This window comes from Lysinibacillus sp. G4S2 (genome assembly GCF_030348505.1).
Classification (GTDB): domain Bacteria; phylum Bacillota; class Bacilli; order Bacillales_A; family Planococcaceae; genus Lysinibacillus.
Genome location: NZ_JAUCFJ010000002.1, coordinates 2,049,612 through 2,065,857, shown reverse-complemented (window position 1 = coordinate 2,065,857; position 16,246 = coordinate 2,049,612). Strand labels below are relative to the sequence as shown.

The 16,246-nt window shown below is 38.7% G+C and carries 17 protein-coding genes; 6 read left to right on the top strand and 11 right to left on the bottom strand.

Annotated features, from left to right (window positions below):
• Positions 1-752 precede the first annotated feature (752 nt).
• The 5 genes from QUF91_RS10550 to QUF91_RS10530 form a co-directional block, all read right to left on the bottom strand.
• The gene (locus QUF91_RS10550) at positions 753-2,468 is read right to left on the bottom strand and encodes an FTR1 family iron permease (RefSeq protein ID WP_289417738.1); all 1,716 of its coding nucleotides are present in this window, start codon (positions 2,466-2,468) and stop codon (positions 753-755) included.
• Positions 2,443-3,702, bottom strand: a complete 1,260-nt coding sequence (efeB, locus tag QUF91_RS10545; RefSeq protein ID WP_289417737.1) for an iron uptake transporter deferrochelatase/peroxidase subunit — start codon at positions 3,700-3,702, stop codon at positions 2,443-2,445. Before efeB ends, QUF91_RS10550 begins: the two co-directional genes overlap by 26 nt.
• Positions 3,703-3,708: 6 nt before the next feature.
• Positions 3,709-4,584, bottom strand: coding sequence for an iron uptake system protein EfeO (efeO, locus tag QUF91_RS10540; protein ID WP_289417736.1), 876 nt, complete (start codon positions 4,582-4,584; stop codon positions 3,709-3,711).
• Between the two features lie 137 nt (positions 4,585-4,721).
• On the bottom strand, positions 4,722-5,918 hold the full coding sequence (locus QUF91_RS10535) for an MFS transporter (protein WP_289417735.1): 1,197 nt from the start codon (positions 5,916-5,918) through the stop codon (positions 4,722-4,724).
• Positions 5,919-5,929: 11 nt separating this feature from the next.
• A complete protein-coding gene (locus tag QUF91_RS10530) occupies positions 5,930-6,358 on the bottom strand; it encodes a MarR family winged helix-turn-helix transcriptional regulator (protein WP_289417734.1) in 429 nt (142 codons plus the stop codon).
• Between the two features lie 135 nt (positions 6,359-6,493).
• On the opposite strand from QUF91_RS10530, the gene QUF91_RS10525 reads away from it, so the two are divergent.
• The gene (locus QUF91_RS10525; protein WP_289417733.1) at positions 6,494-6,838 is read left to right on the top strand and encodes a hypothetical protein; all 345 of its coding nucleotides are present in this window, start codon (positions 6,494-6,496) and stop codon (positions 6,836-6,838) included.
• A 505-nt stretch (positions 6,839-7,343) separates the two neighbouring features.
• Here the strand turns inward: QUF91_RS10525 and QUF91_RS10520 are convergent.
• Positions 7,344-8,291: a nuclease-related domain-containing protein gene (locus QUF91_RS10520; protein ID WP_289417732.1), complete on the bottom strand. Its 948-nt coding sequence runs from the start codon at positions 8,289-8,291 to the stop codon at positions 7,344-7,346.
• A gap of 148 nt (positions 8,292-8,439) precedes the next feature.
• Here QUF91_RS10520 and QUF91_RS10515 point away from each other — a divergent pair, with 148 nt between their 5' ends.
• From QUF91_RS10515 to QUF91_RS10505, 3 genes are read left to right on the top strand one after another with little or no spacing between them, the layout of a single operon-like run.
• Positions 8,440-8,619, top strand: a complete 180-nt coding sequence (locus tag QUF91_RS10515) for a hypothetical protein (protein WP_289417731.1) — start codon at positions 8,440-8,442, stop codon at positions 8,617-8,619.
• Entirely contained in the window at positions 8,616-8,825 is a 210-nt protein-coding gene (locus QUF91_RS10510; RefSeq protein ID WP_289417730.1) for a hypothetical protein, read from the top strand. The genes QUF91_RS10515 and QUF91_RS10510 overlap by 4 nt, the downstream gene beginning before the upstream one ends.
• Positions 8,822-9,217 (top strand): hypothetical protein, encoded by a 396-nt coding sequence (locus QUF91_RS10505; RefSeq protein ID WP_289417729.1) that lies wholly within the window; start codon positions 8,822-8,824, stop codon positions 9,215-9,217. The genes QUF91_RS10510 and QUF91_RS10505 overlap by 4 nt, the downstream gene beginning before the upstream one ends.
• Before the next feature lie 5 nt (positions 9,218-9,222).
• On the opposite strand, the gene QUF91_RS10500 is transcribed toward QUF91_RS10505, so the two are convergent.
• The 5 genes from QUF91_RS10500 to QUF91_RS10480 form a co-directional block, all read right to left on the bottom strand.
• Complete coding sequence (locus tag QUF91_RS10500; RefSeq protein WP_289417728.1) at positions 9,223-9,714, bottom strand: hypothetical protein; 492 nt, start codon at positions 9,712-9,714, stop codon at positions 9,223-9,225.
• Between the two features lie 85 nt (positions 9,715-9,799).
• Positions 9,800-10,807 (bottom strand): FecCD family ABC transporter permease, encoded by a 1,008-nt coding sequence (locus tag QUF91_RS10495; protein ID WP_289417727.1) that lies wholly within the window; start codon positions 10,805-10,807, stop codon positions 9,800-9,802.
• Positions 10,800-11,801, bottom strand: coding sequence for a FecCD family ABC transporter permease (locus QUF91_RS10490; RefSeq protein WP_285398701.1), 1,002 nt, complete (start codon positions 11,799-11,801; stop codon positions 10,800-10,802). Before QUF91_RS10490 ends, QUF91_RS10495 begins: the two co-directional genes overlap by 8 nt.
• Positions 11,802-11,827: 26 nt before the next feature.
• Positions 11,828-12,754: an iron-hydroxamate ABC transporter substrate-binding protein gene (locus QUF91_RS10485; protein ID WP_285398702.1), complete on the bottom strand. Its 927-nt coding sequence runs from the start codon at positions 12,752-12,754 to the stop codon at positions 11,828-11,830.
• A gap of 14 nt (positions 12,755-12,768) precedes the next feature.
• Positions 12,769-13,557: an ABC transporter ATP-binding protein gene (locus QUF91_RS10480; protein WP_481817476.1), complete on the bottom strand. Its 789-nt coding sequence runs from the start codon at positions 13,555-13,557 to the stop codon at positions 12,769-12,771.
• 147 nt (positions 13,558-13,704) lie between these two features.
• Here QUF91_RS10480 and QUF91_RS10475 point away from each other — a divergent pair, with 147 nt between their 5' ends.
• Together QUF91_RS10475 and QUF91_RS10470 are read left to right on the top strand one after the other, a co-directional pair.
• On the top strand, positions 13,705-14,754 hold the full coding sequence (locus QUF91_RS10475; protein ID WP_289417726.1) for an NAD(P)/FAD-dependent oxidoreductase: 1,050 nt from the start codon (positions 13,705-13,707) through the stop codon (positions 14,752-14,754).
• A gap of 590 nt (positions 14,755-15,344) precedes the next feature.
• Complete coding sequence (locus QUF91_RS10470) at positions 15,345-16,052, top strand: class I SAM-dependent methyltransferase (RefSeq protein WP_285398705.1); 708 nt, start codon at positions 15,345-15,347, stop codon at positions 16,050-16,052.
• Positions 16,053-16,246: the final 194 nt, after the last annotated feature.

Below are 16,246 nucleotides of genomic sequence, written 5' to 3'. Positions count from 1 at the left end.
AATGATAACTCAAATAAGCTTATTCCTTCTTCCACTTATAGGGGATACTTGCCCAATCGTAAAATATACTAAAAAGGAAAAATAATATTGAAGTTCCTATAATATGTCCCCATTGAATGTCATCACGAAATAACCATTGAGATATAATAAGTAACATGAAAAAAATTAGCGATTTTTGTATATTTTTCAGCATATTCATCCTCCTCTTACAATGATACACCATTTCTGCTTATTGTAGAAACCCGCTCCGTTAGTCTAAAAGATTTTTCACCTACTGTCACTCCATGGAAAGTTGAAGTGATAGAGACAAGAGGTGTAAATGGTTTTTGTGGCTCTTTAAAAAAGCACCCTCTTTTGGAGTGAAAATCAACCTTTGTATATTGCTAGACAATTCTTTATCGACAGGAAAAAGTGGCTGGGACAAAACTTGCTGATATTAAAGAAAAAAGAGAAATCGATGCTGTTCGATTTTTCTTTTTTCTTGTTTGACTAAGTCATTCTATTTTCTTTACCCTATTTCTCTGTTAATGCAGTATATTTCCGGAGATTTACTGCCTTAGGAACTTTTATAGACTAACTTTTTCGATTTATCGACCAACTTTTTTAATTTATCACCCAACTTTCAAAAAACATCGACAGCTACCTCCATGAAACACTAAATTTAACACCAAAAAAGCGCGAGATATCAACGTTTCTAAATTGATTTCTCGCGCTTATTAAGTTTTGGCTAGTTTTGTCCCAACCACTTCGATTTATTTTTGTTTCTTTTTAAAGATGATTGTAGCTATAACGAGCACTAGTAAAATCGCTTGTCCAATCATTGTTTCTACAGTTGGATAGAAACCAATGAAGCTGATAACCGGTAAGCCATCTACAATTGTAGTTGAAACTGCACCCCGCAGCTGCAATGTATGCAGACTGACACCAATAATTTTAAAGGCCAGTACATAAATTAACACCGTTGCCACTGCGAAAAATTTATATACTGGAATTTTTCCACTTGCTTTAAATAACACAAATGCAAAAATTGTTAATACTAGAATTGCTACTACGATACCTAGCACAAATTGAGAAGTCTCCATTTTAGGCGCAATTCCTGCGTAGAAGACAAGTGTTTCTGCTCCTTCACGGAAAACGGACAGGAAGCTGATTGACGCCATGGCAAATACCGAGCCACTTGAAATAGCATTACCCATTTGTTTGGAAATATAGCGGTTCCAACTTGCCACATTCGATTTACTATGGAGCCAAATACCGACCCCAATCATCATTGCTGCAGCTAGTAAGCCATTATAACCTTCCATTATCTCTCGATTTGTATCAACTGTCGCAGAGTTGAAAATTGTAGACATTAAAATCGCAGCAACTGCAGATAAAAGAACCCCTACAAATGCGCCTACGTAAATCCATTTGCGCATTGTCTTTTGACCTGATTTCTCTAAGAACGATACTAATGCTAAAATAATTAATAGTGCCTCTAAGCCTTCACGTAATAAGATTAAAGCGGAATCCCATAAAGTATAATCTGAGTCACCTTGAATTAGCTCAATTTCAGTGCGGAAATTATCTAATTTACTTTTAATAGCTTCTTTATCAACTGTTGATTTTAATAAATCACTAGCGATAATCGGCATATCACTTTCAATTTTAGTATATAGACCACCATTTCGAGTAGAAATCTCAATTTCTACACTTGGCCATATAGTAATGAATTCACGAATTTTATCGGAGGCAGCTTTATAATCACCTGCATCGATAAAATCGTTCGCCTCATCAATATAGGCAATTAATGTAGATAACGAATATTCTCCTTCGACTGCTTCCGCTGTTTCCTTACCAGCTACAAAATCCTCAATCGTTTGTTTTAAATCTGCGAATTGGGACTTCATAAGGTCTACATCAGGTTCCTCAGCCGAAATGGAAATGCGTAAAAACGCCATTTGTGTTTCAATTTGCCCATACATCGCGATACTTTGCTCACGGACAGGTCTTTCATTTTTATTCCATTTGATATTAAAATCTTTATAGGCTTCATCGATTGCTGCGATGTCCCCACTTGCTAAGGCTTTCTCAAAGTCCGCCATGATTGGTTTAAACTTTTGCCCAAATTCTGTACGTTGCGCCGCTTCATCCACAGGATTTTCGAGGTTTTCTAACGCACGTAAAGCATTTGACAATGCAGATAGCGCCTCTAAGCGTTCATCCTTTGAAGTAGCTTCAAGTGCTTGTGCAAGAATTTCATCAACTTTTTTCTTTGCTTCCTTCTGTTCAGAAGTGACCGATGCCCAATCATTAGCAAATTGTTCGAGGGCAAGTTTCGCCTCATCTTCTTTGTCTTGCTTTGTGCTCATTAGCGCATCACTAATAGAAATGTACAAATGACTATAAGATTGAGCTGCCTGCACTGGTACAGCAAGTGCCAATAACAAGCAAAGAATAATACTACAGCGCGTTAAAAAGTGCTTCACCTAGATAACTCCCCTTTTGTACACCAGGGAAGCAAGCAAACACTGCGCTGCCTCGATGGGTAATGTACTCATTCATTTTATCAAGACGCCCTAAAGTATTTTGGACTTTTATAAATTGCTCTGGGTCTTTTTGGAAAGAGATAAATACTAGCCCAGCATCATGAGCACCTGTATTCGTCATAACACCTGATGCATACGAGTAAGAGCGACGTAAAACGCGCGCACCCGATTTACGTGCCAAATGCACATGCGACGTATCTGGCATAATATACTCGCCTTTGCTATCCTTCGCCTCTACATCAAAATCATCAAATTCCTTCTTTTTACCCAACGGTGCACCGCTATCGCGATAACGACCAAATGTGGCTTCCTGATCTTTTAAAGATGTACGATCCCATGTTTCAAGATGCATTTGAACTTTACGTGCTACTAAATAAGAGCCACCTTTTAGCCAGCCTTTATCGACCCATACCACTTTGTTTAAATCTTTTTCATCTGTAATCGCTGGATTTACCGTGCCATCCTTGAACGCAAATAAATTTCGAGGTGTTCCTCCACCAGCTGGGAAAGAGTTGAAGCCTGCTTGTGACCATTTAATCTCTACTTTACCTGAGGCTGCGCGAACTAAATTACGCACTGCATGAAACGCCACCTGTGGGTCATCCGCACACGCTTGAATACAAAGATCTCCACCTGTAAATTCCTTTTGCAGCTGATCTCTTGGGAAATGTGGTAAATCTTTTAATTCAGCTGGCTTTAAATGCTGGATACCAAGTTTATCGAAAAGAGAAGGACCAACCCCAATTGTAATTGATAAATTTGAGGCATCTAATCCTACTGCTTCACCAGTATCTCCTGTTGGAATTCTAGTATTTGTTGTTAAATCTTCCATTAATTCACCATTCATTAAACGAACAACAAGAGGTGTCCATTGTTTGAACAACTCTTGTAGCTCTTTCTTTGATGTGAATAAAACATCCAAAGAAGCAAAATAAATATTTGTCTGAACAGGTGTAGTAATGCCAGATTGATGTTTTCCATAAAAATTAACTTTATTACTTGCTGTAGTGCTATCCGCAACAGGCTCAAACACATCATAGCCCATTGCTTTCATAACACCACCTAAGCCTGAAGCACCGATTGCTACACCAGCTACCCCGATGCCTGTTAGCTTCAACATATCACGTCTAGATATTTTTTTATTGATCAATTTTTCATCATTTGATTCAGTCATTTACTATCACTCCAAAATAATTCCCATTTGACTTAATGGTTCTCCAAGTTGATTAACTGCTGCTGCAAGTGCTTTTGTATTTTCTTCTGTTAATTTCTCGTATGAAACATATCCACCGTCAGCTGTTGCATGCTGTGCCAATAAATCGTCCACTGCTTTGAATTTTTCATCTAATGTCGCTACTAAGTCTTTGTCTTTCGCTTCTAATTTTGGACGTAAGATTTCAAAGATTTTTTCTGCGCCTTCGATATTTGCTTTAAAGTCATAAAGGTCAGTGTGAGAATAGATTTCTTCTTCACCAGTGATTTTAGATGTTGATACTTCATTTAATAAATCAACAGCACCTGTAATCATTAAATCTGGTGTTACTTCTACAGTTTGAACTAATGCGTGTAATTCTTTTGCATCTGCTAATAGTTGATCTGCTACTTTCTCGTAGCCTGCCGTTTTATTTTCAACCCAAAGCGCATGTTCAAGCTTATGATAACCTGTCCACTCTTCCTCGCCCTTACCTTCTTCTTGGATATCGGCTAAACGACCGTCAATACGTGGGTCAAGGTCACCAAAGCTTTCTGCGATTGGTTCTGAACGCTCGAAATACATACGAGCTGGTGCATAGGCTGCTTTTGCTTCTTCAATTTTACCTGCTTTAAATGCATTCACAAATTTTTCTGTTTCTGTTAAGAATTGATCCATTTGTTCTAAAGCAAATTGTTTATAAGCTGCTAGTTCAGCTGATAAATCAACTTCTTTTGCTTTATCTGCTTTATCTGTTTGTTCCGTTGTTGGCTTTTCCTCTTTTTTTGCTTCTTCTGTATTGCCACAGCCAGTCATAAGAATGCCTCCTGCAACTAATACTGACAATAATGACGTTTTTTTCATGCTAAGTACCTACTTCCGAAATAGTTTATATTGAGAATGATAATGATTATCAAAGTCGATTGCAAGAAGTATTTTTATTTAAAGCAAAAAACGTCATTTTCTAGTTGATATAAAACTAGAAAAATAACGTCTCGATCCTAATCTATTAAATTTTCGTTATTCTCATATTTCCCATATAAGAAATAATACAGGACAATTGACACTAAAATTACGAATACCATCGCAAAGAAAATGGCACTGTACCCCATCGTCGGAACAAAGAATCCTAAGAAATACGGACCAACCCCTAAACCTAAATCATATAAAATAAAATATGTCGATGTCGCAAGTCCTAAACGCTCATTTGGTGTAACCTTAATAGCGATTGCTTGTGCTACAGAATTGAAGTTACCATAACCAATTCCTATGCAAGCAGCAGCTAGTAAAAATACAAAGCTACTCGTCGCTGAACTAAAGGCATACATACCGATTGCAAAAATGACTAAACAAGGATAAATAACAATATTCGCACCTCTTGAGTCTAGTAGCTTTCCTGTAAACGGACGTGTCGCTAGAATCACGATTGCATAAATGATAAAGAAATAACTTCCCGCTGCAACCAAATCAAGCTCTTTCGCGTAGAACGTCATAAATGACATAACACCAGAGTAGGCAAAGCCGATAACTAACGCCACAAAAGCAATTGGCATAGCACGCATTTCAATAAAATTGGTTAGCTTAAAGCCTGTTTTCTCTGCCATTGCTTTAGCCTTCTTCGATGCTTCAGGAACTGTAACGATAAAATACATCAGAAAGCAAATAATAGCTAATACTGAATCGACCGCAAAAATCATACGATAATCTTCAAACTGTTGTGTTAAAAGAATACCTATAAACGGTCCGATAGCAGTTGCTAAGATGGCACTTAAGCTGTAATAACCAATACCTTCACCGCGTCGTTCAGACGGTAAAATTTGTGCAATAATCGTTCCAGTTGCCGTACTTGCCACCCCAAGTGCAATTCCTTGTACTAAACGATTGAGCATTAGAAGTGTCAAATTTGCCGCCAAAAAATAAGACATCGTTGATAGCATAAACACTAATAATCCACAAAATAATGTCTTTTTACTTCCCCAATCACCAATGATTCGTCCTGCCCCGAGACGACCAAATAAAGTTCCAATAATAAAAATACTCGATACAAGCCCTGCCGTACTAGTTGAAGCACCAAAATGCTCAACCGCATAGCCTGCAATTGTTACCATCAATAAATAAAAAATTAAAGTAATGGTAAAGTTAATAAGTGAGACGATTAAAAAGTCCTTTGTCCATAGTTTATCTCTAGTTGCTTCCACTTTTTTCACTCCTACCGATTTATGTTTTCACAAATTTTAGTTAAAACTTGTGTCGCAATCTCAATCTCCTGCCTTGATACACCTGTGAGTGCCTGTTCAAACAAAGGTCTTAAATGCGCCTTAATTTCTTGTACTATCTCTTCACCATAAGTCGTTAATTGCACAAGCTTTTCGCGCTTATCCTTGCCCGCTACCGTTTCCACATAGCCGAGCTCCACAAGCTTTTGAACGAACCTTGTGACACTTGGCTTTTCAATAGACATATAATGCGCAATCTCCACGAATGAATGTCGTCCCTTATCATTTAATAATCGAAGGACAGCCCATTGTGAGCTATATAACTGATATTCCTCTAACTGTACATTCACTTGATTAATAAACGGTCTGTACATTAAGCGGTACTGATTAAAAAAATCTTGTTCGATTGTCAAAAATACCACTCCTTTAATTGGTTAGCTAAGGTAACTATATGCCACTTCTTTTATTAGTTAGCCTAGATAACTATATGCCGAAAAATCCTATTTGTCTAGTATGAAATTAGCGAGATATCCTCTAGTTTAGAGCCGCTATTCGTCGTGATTGCTGTTCTATCCGTCGCTTCGAGACTTCTATCCGGCGATCGCGGTGTTCTATCCGTCGTTCTGAGATTTCAATCCGTCGATGTTGCCTTGCTTTCCGTCGGTGCTATTTCTATCCGTCACCTGAGGACTTCTATCCGTCGGGGTCGCTTTTCTTTCCGTCGCTCAAAGACTTCTATCCGTCGATGTTGCCTTGCTTTCCGTCGCTCAAAGACTTCTATCCGTCGATGTTGCCTTGCTTTCCGTCGGTGCTATTTCTATCCGTCACCTGAGGACTTCTATCCGTCAGTGGCGCTTTTCTTTCCGTCGTTCCAAGACTTCTATCCGTCGATGACTCCATAGTTTCCGTCGGCGCTATTTCTATCCGTCACCTGAGGACTTCTATCCTTCGGGGCCGCTTTTCTTTCCGTCGCCCCAAGACTTCTATCCATCGATGACTCCATAGTTTCCGTCGCCGCTATTTCTATCCGTCACCTGAGGACTTCTATCCTTCGGGGCCGCTTCTCTTTCCGTCGCTCTGAGATTCCTATCCGTCGATGACTCCATAGTTTCCGTCGCCGCTATTTCTATCCGTCACCTGAGGACTTCTATCCGTCGGGGCCACTTTTCTTTCCGTCACTCAAAGACTTCTATCCGTCGATGACTCCATAGTTTCCGTCGGCGCTATTTCTATCCGTCACCTTGAGATTTTTATCCGTCGATGGCGCTGTTCTTTCCGTCGCTCTGAGATTCCTATCCGTCGGGGTTGCCTTGCTTTCCGTCACCGTTATTTCTTTCCATCACCTGAAGGCTTCTATCCGTCGATGACTTATCTAGCAAAAATTCAGACCGCTTGAATCCTTGCTCTTTAATTTTCTATCCAATACTTCCTATTCCTTTTAGTTCCCTCAGGTTTCAACGGTAACTTTTGTAGTAATTTATAAGCTGTATTCGGCGAATCTATTTTAAAAAACTCACAAAAGCTTTTATTTGTTAACGTTTCGCCTACTAGCAATCGATAATCTTCAAGCGTTCTAAAAATTGCCTCTTGATCAACTGCCCCACAGCGTTGACAATACCATTTCGGGTAACAATAGTTCATTGTCTGTCCATTTAAACAACTTTCGCATAACACACCTTTTATTAGATCCTGGACAGGCACTGCTATTTCTCTTTTTATTGGCATATGCATGGACAATAATTTGGAAGCAAATTGAAAAAGCTTTTCCTCATCCACCACTGTCTCTTTATACCGTTGATGCAATTCTCGCACGTGATAACGTAAACCTGAAACATGAAAAATTGGTTGTCCCCTTAAACTCTTTGATAAAATAGCATTTTTCGTTGCCAAAACGACTGCATAATGAACGGGTATTTTAAGTCGTGACTGTTGTAACATACCCATCATCCACTCCATATGTCGCCTACTTTGATGAAGTGGATTCGTCATTCCTTCTACATCGCCTTCTGCTTTAGTTCGTGTAAATTGATTAAATGATTCATCGAAATCCAGAAAGCCTGTTACATTTTTTATTTCAAGAATCAATATAAATTGAGGACATAGTAAAATGGTGTCTATTTGATGCGTAGTACCAAAGTGATTGAGTATTTGTAAACCATTAAGAAAATAATGCGGTTGAGGTAAAATAATTTCAAGCCATTCTGCATCTACTCTTTGCTCCCCTGCAAAGCCTGCATGTATACGCCTCAACTTCTCAAAATAATTCATGTAATCAGTATGTGTACTAGTTAATCTTCGTACCAAGGCTTCTAAAATTTTGTGTTCCTCCGATTCCTGACGGTCTAATAAAATCATTGTTTTTTTCGCCTCCCTATAACTATTTTATAAAAAAAGAACCTCATAAAAAGAGGTTCCAAAAAACTTGAAATACATATAGTACAAATTAAATCTTTCAACAACTTTTTTAGATAAAAAGTACGAAAAAATCCTCTCGATTCAGCTCTTGCTAGTATTTTTTTGCTCGCTATCCGTCGGTGCTTGGGTTCTTTCCGTCACTCCGAGACTTCTATCCGTCGATGAGACCTTGCTTTCCGTCGCCGCTATTTCTATCCGTCACCTTGGCATTTCTATCCGTCGGTTGCTCTGTTCTTTCCGTCGCTCTGAGACTTCTATCCGTCGATGAGACCTTGCTTTCCGTCGCCGCTATTTCTATCCGTCACCTTGGCATTTCTATCCGTCGGTTGCTCTGTTCTTTCCGTCGCTCTGAGACTTCTATCCGTCGATACGGCCTTGCTTTCCGTCGCGTCTATTCCTATCCGTCGCCTTGGCATTTCTATCCGTCGGTTGCTCTGTTCTTTCCGTCGCTCTGAGACTTCTATCCGTCGATGAGACCTTGCTTTCCGTCACCGCTACTTCTATCCGTCGCCTTGGCATTTCTATCCGTCGGTTGCTCTGTTCTTTCCGTCGCTTTGAGACTTCTATCCGTCGATAAGCCCTTGCTTTCCGTCACCGCTATTCTATCCGTCACCTTGGCATTTCTATCCGTCGATTGCGCTGCTCTTTCCGTCGCTCTGAGACTTCTATCCGTCGATAAGCCCTTGCTTTCCGTCACCGCTACTTCTATCCGTCGCCTTGGCATTTCTATCCGTCGGTTGCTCTGTTCTTTCCGTCGCTCTGAGACTTCTATCCGTCGATATGGCCTTGCTTTCCGTCGCCGCTATTTCTATCCGTCACCTTGGCATTTCTATCCGTCGGTTGCTCTGTTCTTTCCGTCGCTCTGAGACTTCTATCCGTCGATAAGCCCTTGCTTTCCGTCGCCACTATTTCTATCCGTCACCTTGGCATTTCTATCCGTCGGTTGCTCTGTTCTTTCCGTCGCCGCTATTTCTTTCTGCCACTCTTTTGCCCCCACTATATTGAACGGAATCTGTTCACCATTTTTATATAAATAAATATATTCATAATTTGCATCTACCGTCAGTTTATAAATATGCTGCTTAATAACTTCGTCGTTTTGATTTTCAACTTCATCAATGTTTATTACAATCGCATCTTCCTTACTCTCTACGCTGACCGTAACAGTATCCTTTGTATTTATCACAATATATGAGCGCTTTTCACCATTATTTATCATTTGCACATAATCTTCCATTCCAAGGACATTTAGAGTTTCTTGCAGATCCTTTGGTACAGATTTTACTTCAGTAATTGCTAACGTTGGATTACATGCTGACAATACAATTATGGAACATAATAAAACGATTAATAATTTCCTCATATACTATCACTCCCTTATTAATCATATTCAATAAATATTCAGAAAAGCCTTTCAACAAAAAAAACAACCAAACAGCCTAAGCCATTCAGTCGTTTTTTCGTAATAAATATAAAAAGTAAGGTGCACCGATACAAGCTACGACAATACCAGCTGGCACTGTTGCGCTTGAAATGGCTACGCGGCCAATCGTATCCGCTAGCATTAGTAAACTTGCACCTATAAACAAGGTCAGCGGTAAGAATAACTGGAAGCGTGGTCCTACTAGCTGCTTTGCGATATGTGGAGCCATTAGTCCGATAAAGGCAATTCCCCCTGTTACCGATACAGCTGCCGCAGCTAATGCTACAGAGACAACTAACAATTGCAAGCGCTCGCGTGCAATATTCATACCTAGGCCAACTGCCGTTTGTTCTGACATCGCCAGTACATTTAACACATTCGCCTTATAAAAAATAAATGGAATACCTAGCACTAGCCAAGGCAATAAAGCCCAGAAAAATGGCCAATCTGTTCCCCATACATTACCCGCAAGCCATTGCGCGATAAATTGCACGTCACTACGCTCAGCTGAGGAAATTAATAATATCATGAAACCAGATAAGGCAGATGCTACACCTACACCGACTAAAATAAATTGGATCGGCTGTACACCCATATTGCGCTTATACGAGAAAGAGTAAATACACAATGCTGTTAATAAAGCGCTGCCAAATCCTACAAGTGGTAATACATACGCAAAATTAGGAAGATTACCGTCGACAAGGAGATAAAAAAGCGTAATCCCTACACCTGCCCCAGCATTAATCCCAATAATGCCAGGGTCCGCTAAATCATTACGTGTCACCCCCTGTAAAACGGCACCCGCTAATGCTAACGCCATCCCTGCCGCTGCCAACACAAACAATCTTGGCAAACGAACAGAAAATAACACGAATGATTCTTTAAAGTTGCCGTCTCCCAGTAATATCGGTATTATGCGGTCAATTGAAACCGAAGCAGCTCCCATTGAAATCCCCATCACAAAAATAACTATTGTTAACATTATCCATACTATTAACCATTTGCGTTGTTTTTTTCGCCCGACATTAAACAAGCTGCCTACCTCCCTTGCGAACAATAAGTAAGAAGAACGGAAGGCCGATTATTGAAATAATTGCAACTACAGGTGTTTCATAAGGAGCATTAATCATTCGTCCTGCAAAATCCGCTGTTACCATAAACCATCCACCGATAATGGCACTCATTGGTAAGACAAATCGATAGTCCGTCCCAACAATAGCACGCACAATATGGGGCACCATTAAACCAACAAATGCTAGATTACCAACGAGCGCAACTGCAGAGCCCGCCAGTACGACAACTACAAACATCATAATTCCTTTAATGACTGTCGTATTTTGCCCTAACCCAACAGCAACTTCTTCATTTAAGCTTAAAATGGTTAGCTGACGACTAAATGCGAACGCGATCACTAAGCCTATTAAAATACACGGAACAATAATTAAGGATTGCCATGTTGTACCAATTAAACCACCACTCGTCCACATCGATACATCTTTTGAAATTTGAAATAATATTCCCGTAACATCTGCAATTGCTTGTAATAGAGCAGATACTGCTGCACCTGCTAAGACAAGCTTTAATGGCGAAAAGCCATTCTTTGTAGAGGCACCAATACCATAAACAATAATCATCCCTATCCCTGCACCTACGAAACATGCAAATATAAGCATATAAAAAGAGGTTTTAGGGATAAATGCCATTGTTAGAGCAAGTGCCGCATTCGCGCCTGCCGTTAGACCAAGGAGACCTGGATCTGCTAATGGATTTCTAGTAACCCCTTGCATAATAGCCCCAGCAACTGCAAGTGCACTACCCACAAAAATAGCAGCAATAATACGAGGAAATCGAATTTCCCGTAATACCGAATAATGCTCGCCACCTCTTTGTCCGACAATAGCTTCATAAACATCTTGAATGCTAGTATTAGCCGCGCCAACACAAAGCGAGACTGTTACTGTCACAGCTAATATGATCAGTGCAAGCAGCGCCTGAAGCCAAAATGGGAATTGTCGAAACTTTGTCATTTGCCTTCGCTACTCTCTACTAAATATTATTGTAAAAACTTCTCTTCAAAGAAATCTAATTGATTCTCTAATGTGATTGGATCATTAAAGTAAAATGCGTTGGCATTCACTTCAAATAAATGTCCATTCTTCACCGCTTCTAAATCTTTAAACCATGTAGCATTTGTAAAGGAATTATCTTGATCTTGGAACATACTAAAAATCACATAGTCACCTGCATATTCTCCTAATACTTCTTGTGAAATCGCAAAATAACCTGGCTTTAAAGCATCTTTCTTCACTTTTTCTGGCATTTTCAAGCCCATTTCTTGATATAAAATTTCTGTTCCACGACCCCAGTTATCTCCATAAACATATAATTGTTTATTGAACATTTCTGCAACAGTAACGGTTGCATCTTCACCGATTTTTTCTTTAATTTTCGTACCTGTTTCTGCAGCACGCGCTTTAAAATCTTTTACCCATTCAGTTGCTTCTTTTTCTTTGTTAACAACCTTACCGATTTCAATAAATTGCTGTAAATAGTCAACTTTTCCGTAAGTAAATAATACAGTTGGAGCGATTTCTGCTAATTTATCTGCATTTTCAATACCATTTAAACCAATAATTAAATCAGGTTCTAACTCAAGAATTTTTTCAATATCTGTATTTTCCACAACCACTGCATCTTTTATGTCATCTTGGAAGTTTGGATTTTTCGCTGCCCATGCATCAACACCAACAACATTTACTCCAAGGTGTAATAAATCCCCAACAAAAGAAGACAAGACAACTACACGTTTAGGGTTAGCAGGTACTTCAATTGGGCCTGTTTCTGATTGATACGTAATTGTTTCTGCTGACGATGCTTCTTTAGAGCCCTCATCCGCTTTTTCAACCTTCTCTTCTTTATTGCCGCACGCTGCAAGCACTAGTACGACCATCATAAACATTGGTAATAACCACTTTTTCATCCGTAATTCTCCTTTTAAACCGTTTGTAATAAGTTATATGTAATGCACATTGGCTTGTCTGTTCGTGGATCCTTGCCAATAACTGCATCAATATTAAACACTTTTTCTAATACTTCAGGTACAATAACTTCCTCAGCCGTACCAAACTTCACAAGCTCTCCTTGCGAAAGAGCAACAATATAATCAGAAAAACGAGCTGCTTGATTTAAATCATGTAACACCATGACAATTGTGCGCCCTTCTTCTTCATTTAACTTATAAAGTAATTCTAAAACCTCTAATTGATGTGCCATATCTAAATATGTTGTTGGCTCATCTAAAAATATAATATCGGTCTCTTGTGCTAATGCCATCGCAATCCACACTCGTTGCCGCTGTCCACCAGATAAGGCATCAACCGTATTTAACCGAAAATCATCCGTTTTAGTTACCTTTAAGGCCCAGTCAATCACTTCTTTATCCTTTTGCGATAAATTGCCAAAGCCTTTTTGATATGGAAATCGACCGTAGGATACAAGTTCCTCCACTGTTAAACCATGAGCACTCTCTGGACTTTGTGGCAATATAGCAAGCTCTTTAGCTAATTCCTTCGTATTCATCTTGGAAATATTTTGACCGTCTAAAATGACTTGGCCACTCTCATGCTTCAAAATTCTTGTAATAGCTTTTAAAAGTGTAGATTTACCACAGCCATTAGAGCCAATAATCGTTGTTATTTTACCGTCTGGAATTTGCAACGATAAATCACGCACAATCGTTTTGCTCTCATAGCCAATACGAATCGATTCAACTTGTAAACGCAAAATGTAACCTCACTTTCTTTTTACTTCTTCCCGTGCTATGATAACGATATGCCGATAATGATAATCATTATCACTAATGTTAGTCTAGTAATCAAATAAGGTTTTGTCAAATACTTTTTTATCTTTTTTAAGGATGTGTCGATATAAATGCAACATATTTACGATATAACAATTATTGGCGGTGGCCCAGCAGGACTATATGGTGCCTTTTATAGTGGTTTACGAGGATTAAAAACGAAATTGATTGAAAGTCAAGAAAAGCTCGGTGGTAAAGTTTTGCTTTATCCTGAAAAGCTAATTTGGGATATTGGTGGTCACCCTCCTGTGTTAGGAGAACAATTTGTGCAACAATTAATTGCACAAGCAAAAACTTTTGAACCAACTATTTTAACAGGCACAAAAGTTGATTTCATTGAGCGTCAAGACGATATTTTTGTTCTTCATAGTGCGCAAGGAGATAAGCACTACTCTAAAACTGTTCTTATAGCAGTTGGTGGTGGAATCATTAACCCTCAAAAACTTACTCTAGATGGCGCAGAAAAATACGAAATGACTAATTTACACTATACCGTGCAGTCCTATCAACGTTTTGTGGACAAGGAAATTATTATTTCCGGAGGCGGAAATGCGGCGATTGACTGGGCAGTTGAGCTTTGTCCTATCGCTAAAAACGTTACGGTTGTTTATCGCAAAGATAAGTTATCTGCCCATGAAGCCACAATTCAAGAGGCTTTAGATGCGGGGGTACAGATTGAATACAATACAGCTATTACAAAGCTGACTGCAAATGCTGACAAAACAGCCATTCAATTAGTGACATGTGAAAACTCACAAACAAAGCAAAGTTATACACGTCAAATCGATGAAGTAATCGTTAGCCATGGCTATAACCGCGAAGCATCATTAGAATTTGATCAAGCTATCACCATTCCTAAAAAAGACGATTACTATTTCGAAGGCAAGGCTACAGGAGAAACAGCACAGCCTGGAATTTTTGCAGCAGGTGATATTTTAACATTTGACGGAAAAATTCATCTTCTCCTAGGTACTTTTCAGGATGCAGCCAATGCCGTGAACTCCATCAAAACGTATTTAGAGCCTACTGCCTATCGCCATGGCATCGTTTCATCACATAATGAGGTATTTAAAGAGAAAAATCGCACTATTATTGAAAAACATCTTTTACAAGTAAAATAAACATCAAAACCCTCTTAAAAATTTGCTTAAGAGGGTTTTTTACACAATGTATCCGCGCGGTACAGGATTTTTCATCCACATCAAATATTAAAAGCAATCTAATTATTATTGCTTGAAGTGTATTTTTAGTATGAATGCTTCCATCGAGATACATTACCTAAATATACTTAAAAAAGATCCCATTTGCCTTACCATATTAACTCCATATGATATGGTTCCCGCATGTCTCATTAGAGTATTTACATGATTTGGTAACCTTCCAAATCTAGAAACTTGGGGTTGTTGATTAGGATAAAAGTAAGGTTGCTCCTGTCTACCTCGATAAGGAGGGCCAAAACTTTGTCTATAGCTCGGCGGAGATGGTCTCCTTCTAGGATTCGGCTGAAAAAACGGCATCAATTCACCCCCTACAGAAAACTTTTAATTAGTATATGTACGTTTTTTTTTATTGTTTAGTCTTTCAAAATATAGATTGTTCAAAAAAAACGAACATATTTCAGCACTAATTCTTCCCCTATTTACCTCCCCACTTCTTCCTGACACAATACTAGTTTTAATCACATATTATACAAACATAACTCATAAAGAAGGTGGTTCCGGTTCAAAAGTCTAAATATCTTGATTTTCTGTCCAAATTTGGTGTTGGAGGGGCACATCCTGGTGGTATTAATCTAACAAAGGAAATTTTCAAGTCTGAGACCATTAGTAAAGCTTCTCATATTTTAGATGTAGGATGTGGTACAGGACAAAGCGCTGCCTATTTGGCAAGTAAATATGAAGCAAAGGTAACTGGTATAGATACTAATTCAATAATGGTCGCAAAGGCAAAAAGGAGAATGAAAAAAAACCGCTTACCGGTAAAAATAATTCAATCCTCGATAGAACAAATACCGTTACCAGCTCATACATTTGATTTCATTATTTCTGAATCTGTTCTTTCTTTTGTCAATAAACCTAGTGCGCTGAAAGAAATCTTGCGTTTATTAAAAAATGGTGGCCGGTTCATTGCAATTGAATTTACCATTCATCAACCACTTGAAGCAAAGATTGAAAAAGAAATCCAACAGTTTTATGGATTTGATTCTTTCTTAATGAAAAAGGATTGGGTAGCTTTGTTTAAACAAGCTGGCTTTAAAAATATTCGCATACAAAAAAACAAAACAATCTCCTCAAAACCAGAATTTCATTACTCAAAGGATATTGAGCCTGAACTTTACGATGTAATGGAAAAGCATATTGATATGAACTTAAAGTATGAAGGGGTTCTGGACTATAGAATTTATTCATGTACTAAATAGTTACATAAATAATAATCCAAACTTCAAATTGATGTGTATAGATGTAATGCAAATATGCATATTGTTTCCAACGTGTATCGCCAAATCGAACAAAGATCTTTTCAGACAAACCAGCAGCCTAAGCATTGCTGGTTTTTTGTATTCTGACACTACAAAATGACACCTGTCATATAGAACCTTTGACTCGTGTGAAT

Bases quoted from the DNA above. Each gene is read 5' to 3' on its own strand.
- QUF91_RS10505 (WP_289417729.1), top strand. From the start codon at position 8,822: ATGAGACCTTGCTTTCCGTCACCGCTACTTCTATCCGTCGCCTTGGCA.
- QUF91_RS10475 (WP_289417726.1), top strand. From the start codon at position 13,705: ATGCAACATATTTACGATATAACAATTATTGGCGGTGGCCCAGCAGGA.
- efeO (WP_289417736.1), bottom strand. From the start codon at position 4,584: ATGAAAAAAACGTCATTATTGTCAGTATTAGTTGCAGGAGGCATTCTT.
- QUF91_RS10520 (WP_289417732.1), bottom strand. From the start codon at position 8,291: ATGATTTTATTAGACCGTCAGGAATCGGAGGAACACAAAATTTTAGAA.
- efeB (WP_289417737.1), bottom strand. From the start codon at position 3,702: ATGACTGAATCAAATGATGAAAAATTGATCAATAAAAAAATATCTAGA.
- QUF91_RS10485 (WP_285398702.1), bottom strand. From the start codon at position 12,754: ATGAAAAAGTGGTTATTACCAATGTTTATGATGGTCGTACTAGTGCTT.
- QUF91_RS10500 (WP_289417728.1), bottom strand. From the start codon at position 9,714: ATGAGGAAATTATTAATCGTTTTATTATGTTCCATAATTGTATTGTCA.
- QUF91_RS10490 (WP_285398701.1), bottom strand. From the start codon at position 11,801: ATGACAAAGTTTCGACAATTCCCATTTTGGCTTCAGGCGCTGCTTGCA.
- QUF91_RS10510 (WP_289417730.1), top strand. From the start codon at position 8,616: ATGAGACCTTGCTTTCCGTCGCCGCTATTTCTATCCGTCACCTTGGCA.